The sequence below is a fragment of the Mesorhizobium abyssinicae genome, assembly GCF_049887195.1.
GTDB lineage: Bacteria > Pseudomonadota > Alphaproteobacteria > Rhizobiales > Rhizobiaceae > Mesorhizobium > Mesorhizobium abyssinicae.
This window is the reverse complement of record NZ_JARAKC010000002.1, coordinates 298,579-312,301: the sequence shown is the minus strand read 5'-3', so window position 1 is coordinate 312,301 and position 13,723 is coordinate 298,579. Positions and strand designations below refer to the sequence as shown.

The 13,723-nt window shown below is 64.4% G+C and carries 14 protein-coding genes; 5 read left to right on the top strand and 9 right to left on the bottom strand.

Annotation, left to right across the window (positions count from 1 at the left end; translation table 11 throughout):
- Positions 1-29: 29 nt before the first annotated feature.
- Both PU724_RS06115 and PU724_RS06110 read left to right on the top strand, forming a co-directional pair.
- Positions 30-1,709, top strand: a complete 1,680-nt coding sequence (locus tag PU724_RS06115) for an electron transfer flavoprotein-ubiquinone oxidoreductase (RefSeq protein WP_292100080.1) — start codon at positions 30-32, stop codon at positions 1,707-1,709.
- Between the two features lie 139 nt (positions 1,710-1,848).
- The gene (locus tag PU724_RS06110) at positions 1,849-2,448 is read left to right on the top strand and encodes a DUF922 domain-containing protein (protein ID WP_320255462.1); all 600 of its coding nucleotides are present in this window, start codon (positions 1,849-1,851) and stop codon (positions 2,446-2,448) included.
- Between the two features lie 18 nt (positions 2,449-2,466).
- Here PU724_RS06110 and PU724_RS06105 read toward each other — a convergent pair whose 3' ends face one another.
- The 5 genes from PU724_RS06105 to PU724_RS06085 form a co-directional block, all read right to left on the bottom strand.
- A complete protein-coding gene (locus tag PU724_RS06105; protein WP_407046027.1) occupies positions 2,467-3,504 on the bottom strand; it encodes an endonuclease/exonuclease/phosphatase family protein in 1,038 nt (345 codons plus the stop codon).
- A 110-nt stretch (positions 3,505-3,614) separates the two neighbouring features.
- On the bottom strand, positions 3,615-5,075 hold the full coding sequence (locus tag PU724_RS06100; protein WP_245493415.1) for an AMP nucleosidase: 1,461 nt from the start codon (positions 5,073-5,075) through the stop codon (positions 3,615-3,617).
- Between the two features lie 199 nt (positions 5,076-5,274).
- Positions 5,275-5,472 carry a hypothetical protein gene (locus tag PU724_RS06095; protein WP_127283014.1) on the bottom strand — a complete coding sequence of 66 codons (198 nt, stop codon included), beginning with the start codon at positions 5,470-5,472 and terminating at the stop codon, positions 5,275-5,277.
- Positions 5,473-5,504: 32 nt separating this feature from the next.
- A complete protein-coding gene (locus PU724_RS06090; protein ID WP_187331195.1) occupies positions 5,505-5,657 on the bottom strand; it encodes a hypothetical protein in 153 nt (50 codons plus the stop codon).
- A 182-nt stretch (positions 5,658-5,839) separates the two neighbouring features.
- Complete coding sequence (locus PU724_RS06085; protein ID WP_127283015.1) at positions 5,840-6,181, bottom strand: DUF2147 domain-containing protein; 342 nt, start codon at positions 6,179-6,181, stop codon at positions 5,840-5,842.
- 434 nt (positions 6,182-6,615) lie between these two features.
- On the opposite strand from PU724_RS06085, the gene PU724_RS06080 reads away from it, so the two are divergent.
- Both PU724_RS06080 and PU724_RS06075 read left to right on the top strand, forming a co-directional pair.
- Positions 6,616-6,882, top strand: coding sequence for an SEL1-like repeat protein (locus tag PU724_RS06080; RefSeq protein WP_127393724.1), 267 nt, complete (start codon positions 6,616-6,618; stop codon positions 6,880-6,882).
- A 366-nt stretch (positions 6,883-7,248) separates the two neighbouring features.
- On the top strand, positions 7,249-8,370 hold the full coding sequence (locus PU724_RS06075; RefSeq protein ID WP_127309863.1) for an ABC transporter substrate-binding protein: 1,122 nt from the start codon (positions 7,249-7,251) through the stop codon (positions 8,368-8,370).
- Positions 8,371-8,431: 61 nt separating this feature from the next.
- Here PU724_RS06075 and PU724_RS06070 read toward each other — a convergent pair whose 3' ends face one another.
- The 4 genes from PU724_RS06070 to PU724_RS06055 all read right to left on the bottom strand — a co-directional run bounded on the left by PU724_RS06070 (position 8,432) and on the right by PU724_RS06055 (position 13,080).
- Positions 8,432-10,393 carry an acetyl/propionyl/methylcrotonyl-CoA carboxylase subunit alpha gene (locus tag PU724_RS06070; protein WP_292349339.1) on the bottom strand — a complete coding sequence of 654 codons (1,962 nt, stop codon included), beginning with the start codon at positions 10,391-10,393 and terminating at the stop codon, positions 8,432-8,434.
- A gap of 49 nt (positions 10,394-10,442) precedes the next feature.
- Positions 10,443-10,820, bottom strand: coding sequence for a hypothetical protein (locus PU724_RS06065; RefSeq protein WP_127283019.1), 378 nt, complete (start codon positions 10,818-10,820; stop codon positions 10,443-10,445).
- A 120-nt stretch (positions 10,821-10,940) separates the two neighbouring features.
- Positions 10,941-11,471: an O-acetyl-ADP-ribose deacetylase gene (locus tag PU724_RS06060; RefSeq protein ID WP_127283020.1), complete on the bottom strand. Its 531-nt coding sequence runs from the start codon at positions 11,469-11,471 to the stop codon at positions 10,941-10,943.
- A 1-nt stretch (position 11,472) separates the two neighbouring features.
- Entirely contained in the window at positions 11,473-13,080 is a 1,608-nt protein-coding gene (locus PU724_RS06055; RefSeq protein WP_128274585.1) for a carboxyl transferase domain-containing protein, read from the bottom strand.
- 245 nt (positions 13,081-13,325) lie between these two features.
- Between PU724_RS06055 and PU724_RS06050 the strand changes: the two genes are divergently transcribed.
- Positions 13,326-13,718, top strand: a complete 393-nt coding sequence (locus PU724_RS06050; RefSeq protein ID WP_127394008.1) for a hypothetical protein — start codon at positions 13,326-13,328, stop codon at positions 13,716-13,718.
- The last annotated feature ends 5 nt before the right edge of the window (positions 13,719-13,723 follow it).

Genomic DNA, 13,723 nt, shown 5'->3' with positions numbered 1-13,723 from the left:
GGAAAGCGCGGCAAGCCAGTGAGGGGTCGATGAGCGATATCGAACGCGAGAGCATGGAATTCGACGTGGTGATCGTCGGCGCGGGTCCGGCCGGCCTCGCCGCGGCGATCCGCCTGAAGCAGGTCAATCCCGAGCTTTCCGTCGTCGTGCTGGAAAAGGGCGGCGAGGTCGGCGCCCACATCCTGTCGGGCGCCGTCGTCGATCCGATCGGCGTCGACCGCCTTCTGCCGGGCTGGCGCGAGGAGGAAGGGCACCCGTTCAAGACGCCGGTGACCGATGATCACTTCCTGGTCCTTGGGCCCGCCGGCTCGTTCCGCCTGCCCAACATCCTGATGCCGCCGCTGATGAACAATCACGGCAACTACATCGTCTCGCTCGGCAATGTCTGCCGCTGGCTGGCGACCAAGGCGGAGGCGCTCGGCGTCGAGATCTATCCAGGCTTTGCCGCCGCAAGCCTCGTCTACAACGATGCCGGCGCCGTCACCGGCGTCATCACCGGCGACATGGGCGTCGAGAAGGACGGTACGCAGGGTCCTGGTTACGCGCCCGGCATGGCGCTGATGGGCAAATATGTGCTGATCGGCGAGGGCGCGCGCGGCTCGCTCGCCAAGCAGCTGATCGCCAAATACCAGCTTTCCGATGGCCGCGAGCCGGCCAAGTTCGGCATCGGTCTGAAAGAGCTCTGGCAGGTCAAGCCGGAGCACCACAAGCCTGGCCTCGTCCAGCATTCCTTCGGCTGGCCGCTCGACATGAAGACCGGCGGCGGCTCCTTCCTCTACCATCTGGAAGACAACCAGGTGGCGGTCGGCTTCGTCGTCCATCTCAACTACAAGAACCCCTGGCTCTCGCCCTTCGAGGAATTCCAGCGCTTCAAGACGCATCCGGCGATCAAGGGCACTTTCGAGGGCGCCAAGCGGATCGGCTATGGCGCACGCGCCATCACCGAAGGCGGCTGGCAGTCGGTGCCGAAGCTGTCCTTCCCGGGCGGCGTGCTGATGGGCTGCGCGGCGGGCTTCGTCAACGTTCCGCGCATCAAGGGCTCGCACAATGCGGTGCTGTCGGGAATGCTGGCGGCCGAGCATGTCGCGCAAGCGATCGCCGACGGCCGCGCCAATGACGAGCTTGCGTCCTACGAGGCTGCGTGGCGCGCGACCGACATCGGCAAGGATCTGAAGAAGGTGCGCAACGTCAAGCCGCTGTGGTCGCGCTTCGGCACCATCATCGGCGTCGGCCTCGGTGGCCTCGACATGTGGCTGAACACGCTGTTCGGCTTCTCGCCCTTCGGCACGCTGAAGCACGGCAAGGCCGACTACGCGACGCTGGAGCCGGCGGCAAAATATGAAAAGATCGCCTATCCGAAGGCCGATGGTGTGCTGACCTTCGATCGGCTCTCCTCGGTGTTCCTGTCCAACACCAACCACGAGGAAAACGAGCCGGTGCACCTGATCGTCGGCGACGCGGCGCTGCAGCAGCGCTCCGAGCACGATGTCTTTGCCGGACCCTCGACGCGCTATTGCCCGGCCGGCGTCTATGAGTGGGTCGACAAGGATGGCAATGCGGCTGCCGATCCTTCCGCCAAGGACGTGCGCTTCGTCATCAACGCGCAGAACTGCGTCCACTGCAAGACTTGCGACATCAAGGACCCCAACCAGAACATCAACTGGGTGCCGCCACAAGGCGGCGAAGGCCCGGTCTATCAGGGCATGTGAGAGCGGCGGCCCGACCGGGCCGTCTCGACCGCCGCCCAAACGAAGAGCCGGCGAAGGCCCGGTCTATCAGGGCATGTGACGGGCCTGTTGAAACCGCGGCGCGCTTGTGGTTCCCTTTCCTGAAAGTGGAGGGACGGCCATGCGCCTCGCGGTCCTGGCATACCTTGCAGCGGTCGGTAGCCTGTGCAGCTTAACCCCGGCGGCATCGGCCGGCACCAAGCTGCTGGTCAAGACGCGGACATACGACATTGCGGGTACGACGGGTGCTGCCCTGGTCGAGGCAATGGACCGCAAGGGCCCAAAGCACGGCTTCATGACCCGCGCCATCGCGGACACTGCCTACACGGTGAATTGGGATCTCGCCATGAGCCGCACCGACGGGGTCTGCCACCTGCGGCAGGCCGACGGCGTGCTCGACCTCACCTACACCTATCCGCGTCTGGCGCAGCCGGCCAGTGCCGCGCTCGAACGCCGCTGGAAGCGGTTCTTTGCCGGCGTCCGCGCGCACGAGGAGACGCATGGCCGCATCGCCAGGCGCATGATGCAAGCCACCGCGAAGGCGGTCCGTGGGCTCAAGCGTGCCGACAACTGGTTCTGCACCGGCACCCGCCACGAGGCAAGGCGCCGCATCAACGCCATCTATGCCGAATACGAGGCCAAGCAGAACGCTTTCGACGCCCGCGAGCATCGCGACGGCGGCCATGTCGAGCATCTGGTGGATGGTTTGACCAAGCCCTGAGCGGACGGGAACGTCGCGCTAACCACGCGTCTTGCCGAACCGAGCCATGGCTGCAAGTGCGATCTCATGCTCGTCGTCGGGCTTCTTCTCTTCCGCCCGCAGCGAAAACTCCACCAGCACCGGAAGGTGATCGGAGCCAGTTTCCTCGAGCCGCGTCGCCGAGTGGATCGTCACCCCGCCCTTGCTGAACACCTGATCGATCGGCAGGCCGGCGAAGCGCCGCAGGACGTCGGGCAGCTTGATGTACATCCAGGTCGGTCCGGCCGACGGCATGACGGTGAGCTTGCCGAGCGCCGCGACACGCCGCACCGCCGCGCTCCACGGCACGGCGTTGCAGTCGCCGGCCATGATGGCCGTCTCGCCAAGCGAGGCGAGCTGCTCCGAGAGTTCACCGATCTGCCAGGACTGCTCGCGCGGCCATGGCCAGCTGAGATGGATCGCGGCGACATCGGCGCTGACACCGCCGAAGTCGACGCTCGCGATCGCCATCGCCCCGCGCCGCTCGCAATGCGGCTCGGTCCCGGCGGCGAATGGACGCCTGGAGAGCAGCGCCACGCCGAACACGCCGTTGGGATAGGGACAAAGGATCCGGTAGGGATAGGCGCTGGTGATGTAGCCTAGCTCGGTCGTCCACATCTCCGACACCTCGTCGAGGGTGATCACGTCGGGATTGGTCCGGCCGATCAGCGACAGCACCTTCTTCGGCGTCGGATTGTCGTAGCGCAGATTCATCTGCAGCAGGCTGTAGACGATCTGGTCAGCGGGCTTGGCGACCGCCTGCACTGGCCACAGCCTGGGCAGCGTGCTGAGCGTGGTGGCGAAGCTGGCGACGGCAAACAATAACGCCGCGGCCGCCTGCAGGCGAAACGACGAGGCAAGCAGCGGCAATGCCAGGAGCGCGACCAACACGGCGAGATGGACGCGGAAATGCGAGAAGGAATCGAAGGCCGGATGCAGCGTGCCGAAAAACCCGGCCACCAGGGCGGCCGAGAACGCCATCATTGCCAGGAATGTCACCCCAGCCACCATGTTCGGGCGCGCGCCGCTTGTTCTCATCGAAGTCGTGGTCTGCTGAATACCGCCGACGATCCGTCCGGCCTGCTTATCCGCTAAATTGCGGCGCGATCAAGACGACGCATTGCCTCGCCGAGGGTTTCGGGCTGCTGCTATTGGAAGGCCGTCTCCGAAAAGCTTCTGAGCTTGCGCGAATGCAGCCGCTCCATCGGCATCCCGGCCAGCTTCTCCATCGCCTTGATGCCGATGGTCAGGTGCTGCGCCACTTGCCGCTTGTAGAACTCGGTCGCCATGCCCGGCAGCTTCAATTCGCCATGCAGCGGCTTGTCGGAAACGCAGAGCAGCGTGCCGTAGGGCACGCGGAAGCGGAAGCCGTTGGCGGCAATGGTCGCCGATTCCATGTCGAGCGCGATCGCGCGCGACTGCGACAGCCGCTGCACCGGGCCGCGCTGGTCGCGCAGCTCCCAGTTGCGGTTGTCGATGGTGGCGACCGTGCCGGTGCGCATGATGCGCTTGAGGTCGTAGCCCGAAAGCCCGGTGACCTCGGCGACCGCTTCCTGCAGCGCCACCTGTATCTCGGCCAGCGGCGGGATCGGCACCCAGACCGGCAGATCGTCGTCCAGCACATGGTCCTCGCGCACATAGGCATGCGCCAGCACATAGTCGCCCAGCGCCTGCGTGTTGCGCAGGCCCGCGCAATGACCGAGCATCACCCAGGCATGCGGCCGCAGCACCGCGATATGGTCGGTGATCGTCTTGGCGTTGGACGGGCCGACGCCGATATTGACCATGGTGATACCGCCATGGTTCGGCTTCTTCAAATGATAGGCCGGCATTTGCGGCAGGCGCTGCGGCGGCGCGCCTTCGGAGGGCACGCTCGATCCGGCATGGGTGATGACATTGCCAGGCTCGATGAATTCGGCGTATCCGCCGCCGCCGCTCTCCATCAGCTCGCGGGCGCGGGCGACGAATTCGTCGATGTAGAACTGATAGTTGGTGAACAGCACGAAATTCTGGAAATGCTGGGGGCTGGTCGCCGTGTAGTGCGTCATGCGGTGCAGCGAATAGTCGATGCGCTGCGCCGTGAACGGCGCCAGCGGCCGCGGCTCGCCGAAGGCCACTTCGAACGTGCCGTTGGCGATCTGGTCATCGGTGCCGTCGAGATCGGGCACGTCGAATAGGTCGCGGATCGGCCGCTTGATGCGCTCGGCGGCTGTGCCGTCGACATAGGTGCCCTCCAGGAAGGCGAAATGCAGCGGGATGGGCGTTGTCGATTCCGACACCGTCACCTGGACGCCGTGATTGCGCATGATAAGCCGAAGCTGCTCGACGAGATAGTTTTCGAACAGCATCGGCTGGGTGACCGTGGTCGAGAAATGGCCGGGCGTCGGCATGTGGCCGTAGGCCTGGCGCGAGTCGACCTGGCTGAACGACGTCGTGGTGACGCCGATCTCGGGATAGAAGGCCCGGTAGCGCTTATTGTTGTCGCCGCCGGCGGCCAGTGCCGCGAAGGAATCGCGCAGGAATTTGGTGTTGCGGTCGTAGAGCACCTGAAGCGCGGCGACCGCTTTCCTGGCGTCGTTGAAACTCTGCCTGCCGAAAGGCTCAGGCATGACGACAGATTCGATAGCTTGGGGGTAGATTCGCTTTTCCATGGCTCAATATAGAGACTTGGAAGAGCGGTTGGGAGGGGGAGCCAAGCCGGAACACAGCGTGAGCGCCGATTTTGTTCGTCCAAGGTTCAAGGTGTGTTGAGATTCAGGTCAGGCCGCGCCGAGTTGCAGGCCGGCATCCCCTGAATATCGACGCACCTCACCCGCGCTGCAGGGCGACCAGCAGGACAAAGCCGACACCGGACTTCTTCGGCGACGGCGCTTCGATCGTCGCGCTTGTATCGGCGCGCATCATCGGCACCGCCAGCACCGGGGCGGCGAGCAGCACCAGGATGAGCGCCGCCCGCGGCAGGAGCCGAAGGGCCTTCAGGGCGCTGGTGGTGATGATGCGGTCCATGATCGTAGCTTCTCTTTTGAGGGTTTGTCGGTTCAGCGGTTGAAATGGTTCATGCAGTTCGGCCGGCAGGAATTGGCAGCGTCCCAGGCCCGGGCCGGCCGGCCTGTCTCGGCCACCAGGACGGCGAAAAGCATGCCAAACAGGCTCATCAGCAGGCAGACGATGGTGAAGCGGCGGGCGAGCATTGCGTTGGTCCTCTCCTTCAATGCCAAGGAGAATGCCCGAGCGCCGCTGAACCGGCTCTGATGCCGGCATTCATCTGCGGTTCAAGTTCGTTGACGGGTTTTGAGGCGGCGCATCGGCCGGGTAGAAAATGAAAACGGGGCCACGAGGGCCCCGTCGTCAGGTGATTGCGGCGAGGCGCAGATCAGAGCTTGTGCCAGGTCTGGCTCTTGCAGATCAGGCCGCCGAACACGCAGCCGCTCATCTTGAGCGAGGTGCCCGAAAGCGTCGCCTTGCCGGCATAGGTCTTGTCTGTTTCCGGATCGGTTATGCTGCCGGCATATTTGTTGTCGCCGGCCGCCTTGAGCGAGCCGATCGTCTTGCCGGCGAACTTGCCGGTCTTCAGCGTGATGGCAAACGCGCCGCCGCCGCCGATCGCCGCCGTCTCGCCGGACTGCGTTTTCCAGTTGCCCTCGATCGGATCGGCAAAGGCCGCGCCGGCCATGATCAAGGTGGCCGCCACGGCCAGGCTCACTTTTCGAAACATGTCTGTCCTCCCTATAGGTTCCGGTGGGGCGCCGTCCCGCCTTCCTAACCCTTACGCAAACGTAAGCTAGTTCAGCTTCCGGCAAAACAAAAGCGGTGCCGCCGGGGAAGGTTGCAGGATTTTGCCGCCACCTTTCAACGCGAAATGAACGGACAGCTTCATTGCCATTGGTTCCCGTGGTTAGCGGAGTGTTGACCGGACCGTTCGAAGTTTTCGTCAAATTTGCCGCAAACAGGCTGAACTGCGGGCTTTGTATGCTTAACGAATTTCAGTGTTTACCTCTTGTTTTAGCTTTGTTTTCTTCAAATTAAGCACGCCATTTAACGACGGATTCAAGGCTCGGCTTCATCCTCGAAAGCATCGAAAGAGCAGCCCCCCGAGGGATACCAAGGGACAGAAGGAGGCAGCTCTCGGGAGCCAGACAGGGGATTGAAATGGCACGTTTTGAAATGCTTGAAGCCGGCTTCGGCGCCATGGGGGCAACTGCCCAGGCCGACATTCTTTTCGAACTGGGCATGATGTATGCGACTGGCCGCGATTGCGAGACCGACGTCGTCGCCGCCCACAAATGGTTCAACATCGCCGCCATCAAGGGTTCGGTGCGCGCCGCCGAATTGCGCTCGGAACTGTCGGCGGCGATGTCCAAGGCCGAGATCGCTAGGGCGCTGCGCGAAGCGCGCGAATGGATGACGATGCACTGACGGACAACGAGGGCGGAAACGCTTCGGGCCAAGGCCGCGCAAGACGGCCGGCACAGGGACAAGGCCGCGCAAGACGGCCGGCACCAGGGACAAGGCCGCGCAAGACGGCCGGACGAAAAGAAAGACAGGGAAGCGAGTGGGGTTTCGGGCGCGGGGGCGTTCGGGAAAGCTCGTTTGGCAAAAAGCCGCGACCGGCCGGAACAAGGCCGGCGCGGCTTTTGGCTTTCAAGCGGTCCGCGATACAATACAGGCCCAATCGAGTGCCGGCGATGCGCCAAGACATGCCAGGCGAGGATGAAATGGTCCGGCCTCTCTAAAAGAAGCGCGGCCGGAGCGGCCGCGCGCGAGTGGAGGAGTTATATCACCATGAAAAAATTAGGTATTTTGAGCGCAGCCGCATTGGGCCTGATGATGAGCGCGCCGCTGGCATTTGCCGATGACATCACCATTTCGGTGGTCGGTCCGATGACCGGACAGCTCGCCACCATCGGCGACCAGTTCAAGCAGGGTGCGCAGGCTGCCGCCGACGCCATCAACGCCGCCGGCGGTGTCAACGGCAACCAGATCAAGCTCGACGTCCAGGACGACCAGTGCGATCCGAAGCAGGCGGTTTCCGTCGCCAACCGCATCGTCGCCGACGGCACCAAATTCGTCGATGGCCATGCCTGCTCGGGCTCCAGCATTCCGGCATCCGCCGTCTATGCCGAGGCCGGCACGCTGATGATGAGCCCGGCCTCCTCCAATCCGGAACTGACCGATGCCGCGGCCAAGGCCGGCTGGCCGACGATCATGCGCCTCTATACGCGCGACGATGCGCAGGGCGCCTTCATCGGTCCGTGGATCGCCAAGAAATATGCCGGCAAGAATGTCGTCATCCTGCATGACAAGAGCGCCTACGGCCAGGGCGTGGCCGATGCCGTCAAGGCGACGATGAATGCCGGCGGCCTCAAGGAAGTGGATTACGAAGGCATCAATGCCGGCGAGAAGGACTATTCGGCCCTCGTCACCAAGTTGAAGGAGCTCAAGGCCGACGTCGTCTATTTCGGCGGCTATCACCCCGAGGGCGGTCTCATCCTGCGCCAGGCGGCCGAGCAGAACGTCAAGTTCCAGCTGATCATGCCGGACTCGATCGCCACTCCGGAATTCTGGCAGGTCGCCGGGCCGGCCGGCGAAGGCACGATGTTCGTCTTCCCCTCGGATCCGCAGGCCAAGCCCGAAGCCAAGGACGCCATCGCCAAGATCAAAGCCGGCGGCTTCGTGCCGGAAGGCTTCACGCTGTTCTCCTACGCCGTGGTCCAGGCCTTCGCCGAGGGCATCAAGCGCGCCGGCAGCGACGATCCGGCCAAGGTCGCCGAAGCGCTGAAGAACGGCCAGCCGATCAGCACCGTGGTCGGCGACGTCGTCTTCGACGAGAAGGGCGACCTGAAGAACGCCAGCTACGACATCAACCAGTGGCACGACGGCAAATACGCGCCGATCCAGCCTTGATCGTCGCTGCCTGACAGTCGGAAATGGCCGGATCTGCTCCGGCCATTTTCATTTTGGACAGTCAGGTCTGCGGTTCCTCGAAGCGCACCAGCACGGTGCCGTCGCTGACCTGCGCGCCTTCTGCCACGATCTCGGCGATCACCCCGTCATGCGGGGCGGCGATCGTGTGCTCCATCTTCATCGCCTCGAGGATCAGCAGCGGCTGGCCTTTGACGACGGCATCGCCCGACCCCGCGCGCACCAGCTTGACCAGGCCGGGCATCGGCGCGCGCAGGCTCCCGGATGCCGCGGCGGCTTCGTCGGCCTTCGCCAGCGGGTCGGGAACCGCGAAATTGTAGCCGGCCGCACCTTCGAACACGGTGACGTGGCCCGGCCAGCGGGCGAGGCGAGGCGTGGTCCTGAGGTCGTGGGAATTGACCTCTTCGTACGGCGCTTCCAGCGCCACCTGGAAGCGGCCGTCCGGCCGCATCGAGATGCGCGCCAGTATGGCTTCTTCGCCGTAGCGCAGCCGGGTGCGTCGCTCCACCGTGTGGAAATGCGCATAGCCGGCGAGCGCCGACCAGGGGTCGCTGGTCGGCTCTTGCGCGCCGGCGCCCGATGCCGCGAGCGCCGCGGCGGCAATGATCTCGCCATTCGGCGGGGCGATCGCCACCAGTTCGTCCTGATGCCGGCCGATCAGCCCGGTGTCGACGTCGCCGGCCGCGAAATCGGCATCGGCGGCGAGCGCGGCGAGAAAGGCGGTGTTGACCGTCGAGCCGGCCACTTCGGTCTCAGCCAGCGCCTTGCGCAGCGCCGCAAGCGCGGCGGCCCGGTCCTTGCCGTGCACCACCAGCTTGGCGATCATCGGATCGTAGAAGGGCGAGATCGCATCGCCGGCGCGCACGCCCGTCTCGATGCGCATGGCTGCATGCGCCGGCGCCGCATCCGGGAATTTCAGATGATGCAGCGTGCCCGTCGCCGGCAGGAATCCCCTGGTGGCGTCCTCGGCATAGATACGCGCCTCGAAGGCGTGGCCGGCAAGCTGGATCTCGGCTTGCGCGCTCGGCAGCTTCTCGCCGGACGCGACCCGTAGCTGCCATTCGACCAGATCGATGCCGGTGACCATTTCGGTGACGGGGTGCTCGACCTGCAGGCGGGTGTTCATCTCCATGAACCAGAAGCGGTCGGCCTTCAGCCCCTGCGAGGCGTCGACGATGAACTCGATCGTGCCGGCGCCTGAATAGCTGATGGCCTTGGCAGCCTTCACCGCGGCCTCGGTCATCGCCTTGCGCAGCGCCGGCGTCATGCCGGGAGCGGGCGCTTCCTCGATCACCTTCTGGTGGCGGCGCTGCGCCGAGCAATCGCGCTCGAAAAGATGCACGGCATTGCCGAAATTGTCGCCGAACACCTGCACTTCGATATGGCGCGGCTTGTCGACATATTTTTCCACCAGCACGCGATCGTCGCCGAAGGCCGCTTTGGCCTCGCGCCGGGCGCCGGACAGCGCCTCTGAGAAATCGTCCGGGTGGTCGACGCGCCGCATGCCCTTGCCGCCGCCGCCGGCGCGCGCCTTGATCAGCACCGGATAGCCGATCTCGCGCGCCTTGGAGGCGAGGAGCACGATCTCCTGCGCCTCGCCGTGATAGCCGGGCACCACAGGAACGCCCGCCGTCTCCATCAGGCGCTTGGCCGCGTCCTTCAATCCCATGGCGCGGATCGAGGCCGCCGACGGGCCGATGAAGACCAGCCCTGCCGCCGTCACCTGGTCGACGAAATCCGGGTTCTCCGACAGGAAGCCGTAGCCCGGATGGATCGCCTCCGCGCCTGTGGCAAGCGCCGCCGCGACTATTCTATCGCCGCGCAAATAGCTTTCTCCGACAGGCGAGGGGCCGATGTGGACTGCCTCGTCGGCCATCTCGACATGCCAGGCCCTCGCATCCGCATCGGAATAGACGGCGACGGTGCGCACGCCCAACCTTCGTGCCGTGCGAATCACGCGGCAGGCGATCTCGCCGCGATTGGCGATCAGGATCTTGCCGAACATGGAGCCTCCCGGTTTTGCCTCGGTCGGCGCCAGTCGGGCGAGCGTCGGCCTATTTCGACGCCGCGATTTCGCAGCCGCCGCTCGCGGTCCTGACTTTCCACTTCTTCAGGCCCGCCTGGCAGGATCGTAGCGCCCGCTCTTCCGCGGCCGTTTGCGACGGCGCGTTCAGCCCCGAGCCGCAGATGATGTAGAGGTCGACGACGCGCGAATAGAAGGTCGTTGCATAGGCCGAATGGCCGCCGGCCGCCACATAGTCGTGGTAGGTTTTGATGCACTCGTCCTTCGGATTCCCAGGTAAATACGGAGAGAACCGCTTGTCGCCCACCTTGCCGGCAAGCGACTCCGCCGCGCCCGCGCCGGGCAAGGCGAATATAAGCAATCCCGCAAGTATCGAAGCAGCTATACGCCGAAAATAGTTCAGTTTCATTTTCACCCCATGCCCACCGCAAATTGCGGGGTGAGCAGTAGCGTGTATTCTCCGAGGCGACCAGCCCGGTATCGAAAAATCCTATTTGAGTTCGCAAATTATTTGATTGGTCCATGAAGTTCAGACTCCACCGACCGCAGCAACGGCCTCTCGGTATAGTTCCGCCGTTTGCTCGTCGAAGCAACAGAAGATGACGGTTTCCGGTATCGCGTTCTGGCTGAGGAAATCGCTCACGCTGCCGACAGCAACCCCCGTCGCCTTGTCCTTCGGGTAGCCGTAGATGCCGGTTGAGATCGCCGGAAAGCCAATCGTGCGGCAATCATGGGCGCTGGCGATCTCGAGCGAGCGCCGGTAGCAGGAGGCGAGCAGCTCGGCCTCGCCCTTGCCGCCGCCCTGCCAGACCGGCCCGACGGTGTGAATGACGTAGCGCGCCGGCAGCCGGTAGCCCTTGGTCAGCTTTGCATCGCCGGTCTCGCAGCCGTTGAGCGTGCGGCACTCCGCCAGGAGTTCAGGCCCCGCCGCGCGATGGATGGCGCCGTCGACCCCGCCACCGCCGAGCAGCGACGAATTGGCGGCGTTGACGATGGCATCGACCGCGAGCCTGGTGATGTCACCGGTATTGATGCGGAGCCTGTCGCCAGGAGCGCTCATCTCACATCCTGAACACGCCGAAGCGCGTCTCCTCGATGTCGGCATTGAGCGCGGCCGACAGGCTGAGCGCCAGGACCTCGCGCGTCCTCGCCGGGTCGATGATGCCGTCGTCCCACAGCCTCGCCGAGGAATAGAGCGGATGACCCTCATGCTCGTATTTCATCAGGATGGGCTTCCTGAATTTCGCTTCCTCTTCGGCGCTCCACTCGCCGCCCTTGCGCTCGATGCCCTCGCGCTTGACCATGGCAAGCACCGTCGCCGCCTGCTCGCCGCCCATCACCGAAATGCGCGCATTCGGCCACATCCACAGGAAACGAGGTGAGTAGGCCCGCCCGCACATGCCGTAATTGCCGGCGCCGAACGAACCTCCGATGATCATCGTCACCTTCGGCACCCTGGCGGTGGCGACCGCCATCACCAGCTTGGCGCCGTCCTTGGCGATGCCGCCGGCCTCGTATTTCCTGCCGACCATGAAGCCGGTGATGTTCTGCAGGAAGACCAGCGGAATGCCGCGCTGGCAGCAGAGCTCGATGAAATGCGCGCCCTTCAGCGCGCTCTCCGAAAACAACACGCCATTGTTGGCGATGATACCGACCGGCATGCCGTGCAGATGGGCAAAGCCGGTAACCAAGGTGGTGCCATAATTCTGCTTGAACTCGTCGAACTCCGAGCCGTCGACGGTGCGCGCGATCACCTCGCGCACGTCATAGGGCTGGCGCAGGTCCGTCGGCACGATGCCGTAGAGCTCATGCGGATCGTGAAGCGGCGGAATCGGTTTCTGTAAGTTCAGGCTTACCGCCTTGTTCCGATTGAGGTTCTTCACAATGCGCCGGCAAATGGCCAGCGCGTGTTCGTCGTCCATTGCGTAGTGGTCGGCGACGCCGGAAAGCCTTGTGTGGACATCGGCGCCGCCGAGCTCCTCGGCGCTGACATCCTCGCCTGTCGCCGCCTTCACCAGCGGCGGGCCGCCGAGGAAGATGGTCGCCTGGTTGCGCACCATGATCGTCTCGTCCGACATTGCCGGCACATAGGCGCCGCCCGCAGTGCAGGAGCCCATGACGCAGGCGATCTGCGGGATGCCCGCCGCCGACATGTTGGCCTGGTTGTAGAAGATGCGGCCGAAATGCTCGCGGTCGGGAAACACCTCGTCCTGGTTGGGCAGATTGGCGCCGCCGCTATCGACCAGATAAACGCAAGGCAGGTTGTTCTGCAGCGCGATCTCCTGCGCGCGCAGGTGCTTCTTCACCGTCAGCGGATAGTAGGTGCCACCCTTCACCGTGGCGTCGTTGACGACGACCATCACCTCCGTGCCCTCGACGCGGCCGATGCCGGCGATGAGGCCGGCGGCCGGAATGTCCTCGCCATACATCGACCATGCCGCGAACTGGCCGATCTCGAGGAAGGGCGAGCCGATGTCGAGCAACTGCGCCAGGCGCTGGCGCGGCAACAGCTTGCCGCGCCCGAGATGGCGCTCGCGCGCCTCGTCCGAGCCGCCGCGTTCGATGCTTGCAGCCTTCTCGGAAATGTCGGCGACCAGCGCCCGCATGCGCTCGGCATTGGCGCGGAAGGTGTCGGAGACGGGGGAGATCTGGGATTGCAATGTGGCCACGTTGTTCCTCACACCTCTTGATGCCGCGACGGAACCAGTGTAACAGCCCGCGCCCGGATGCCTCGCGCCAAGCATGGCATCCTTTTTTGTAGTGACACCCTCAGGAGGCGACGATGAAAGGCATGGATATGCGTTTCACCAGATGTCTCCCTTCGGCCATGGCCTGACGCCGCCGAAGGGCGGCTTTCCACGTCCCGAATTTGAGCAAGAGGAACACGGCGCCCGCAAGCGCTGTGGGTGTCACAATGTATTTGCGGTTTGTAACGCCGCTGATCCATCCGAAGAGCCGGGTGGAGACCGGCTTTTTCCATGCGTCCTGGTATCTGTACCGGAACGGCTGCCCGGACTGGATCCATGACGAACTGGAGGATCAGTTCGGCTGGTTCAATCGGCATTTGCCCATTCCTGGCAGGGTTGGCCGGCATTTCAAGCGCCGGAATTCGATCTGGGGCGTCTGCTGGTTCCATCCGGACGCCAGGGAGGCGATCAGCCGCGCGCGTTATTGCGCCTGGCTGATCGAGGAGGGCGGCTTGCCAGTGCGGTCGATAACGTCGGCGCGCCAGCGCGAGATTCTGTGGCGCGATGCGCATCAGATCGTCGCCAAGCCGACCGACGACCTGCCCAAGGCCTTCGGCTGAGATGG

Coding starts and splice junctions, on each gene's coding strand:
- PU724_RS06085 (WP_127283015.1), bottom strand. CDS start 6,181: ATGTTTCGAAAAGTGAGCCTGGCCGTGGCGGCCACCTTGATCATGGCC.
- PU724_RS06095 (WP_127283014.1), bottom strand. CDS start 5,472: ATGGACCGCATCATCACCACCAGCGCCCTGAAGGCCCTTCGGCTCCTG.
- PU724_RS06070 (WP_292349339.1), bottom strand. CDS start 10,393: ATGTTCGGCAAGATCCTGATCGCCAATCGCGGCGAGATCGCCTGCCGC.
- PU724_RS06090 (WP_187331195.1), bottom strand. CDS start 5,657: ATGCTCGCCCGCCGCTTCACCATCGTCTGCCTGCTGATGAGCCTGTTT.
- PU724_RS06110 (WP_320255462.1), top strand. CDS start 1,849: ATGCGCCTCGCGGTCCTGGCATACCTTGCAGCGGTCGGTAGCCTGTGC.
- PU724_RS06050 (WP_127394008.1), top strand. CDS start 13,326: ATGTATTTGCGGTTTGTAACGCCGCTGATCCATCCGAAGAGCCGGGTG.
- PU724_RS06115 (WP_292100080.1), top strand. CDS start 30: ATGAGCGATATCGAACGCGAGAGCATGGAATTCGACGTGGTGATCGTC.
- PU724_RS06100 (WP_245493415.1), bottom strand. CDS start 5,075: ATGCCTGAGCCTTTCGGCAGGCAGAGTTTCAACGACGCCAGGAAAGCG.
- PU724_RS06065 (WP_127283019.1), bottom strand. CDS start 10,820: ATGAAACTGAACTATTTTCGGCGTATAGCTGCTTCGATACTTGCGGGA.
- PU724_RS06105 (WP_407046027.1), bottom strand. CDS start 3,504: ATGAGAACAAGCGGCGCGCGCCCGAACATGGTGGCTGGGGTGACATTC.
- PU724_RS06075 (WP_127309863.1), top strand. CDS start 7,249: ATGAAAAAATTAGGTATTTTGAGCGCAGCCGCATTGGGCCTGATGATG.
- PU724_RS06080 (WP_127393724.1), top strand. CDS start 6,616: ATGGCACGTTTTGAAATGCTTGAAGCCGGCTTCGGCGCCATGGGGGCA.
- PU724_RS06060 (WP_127283020.1), bottom strand. CDS start 11,471: ATGAGCGCTCCTGGCGACAGGCTCCGCATCAATACCGGTGACATCACC.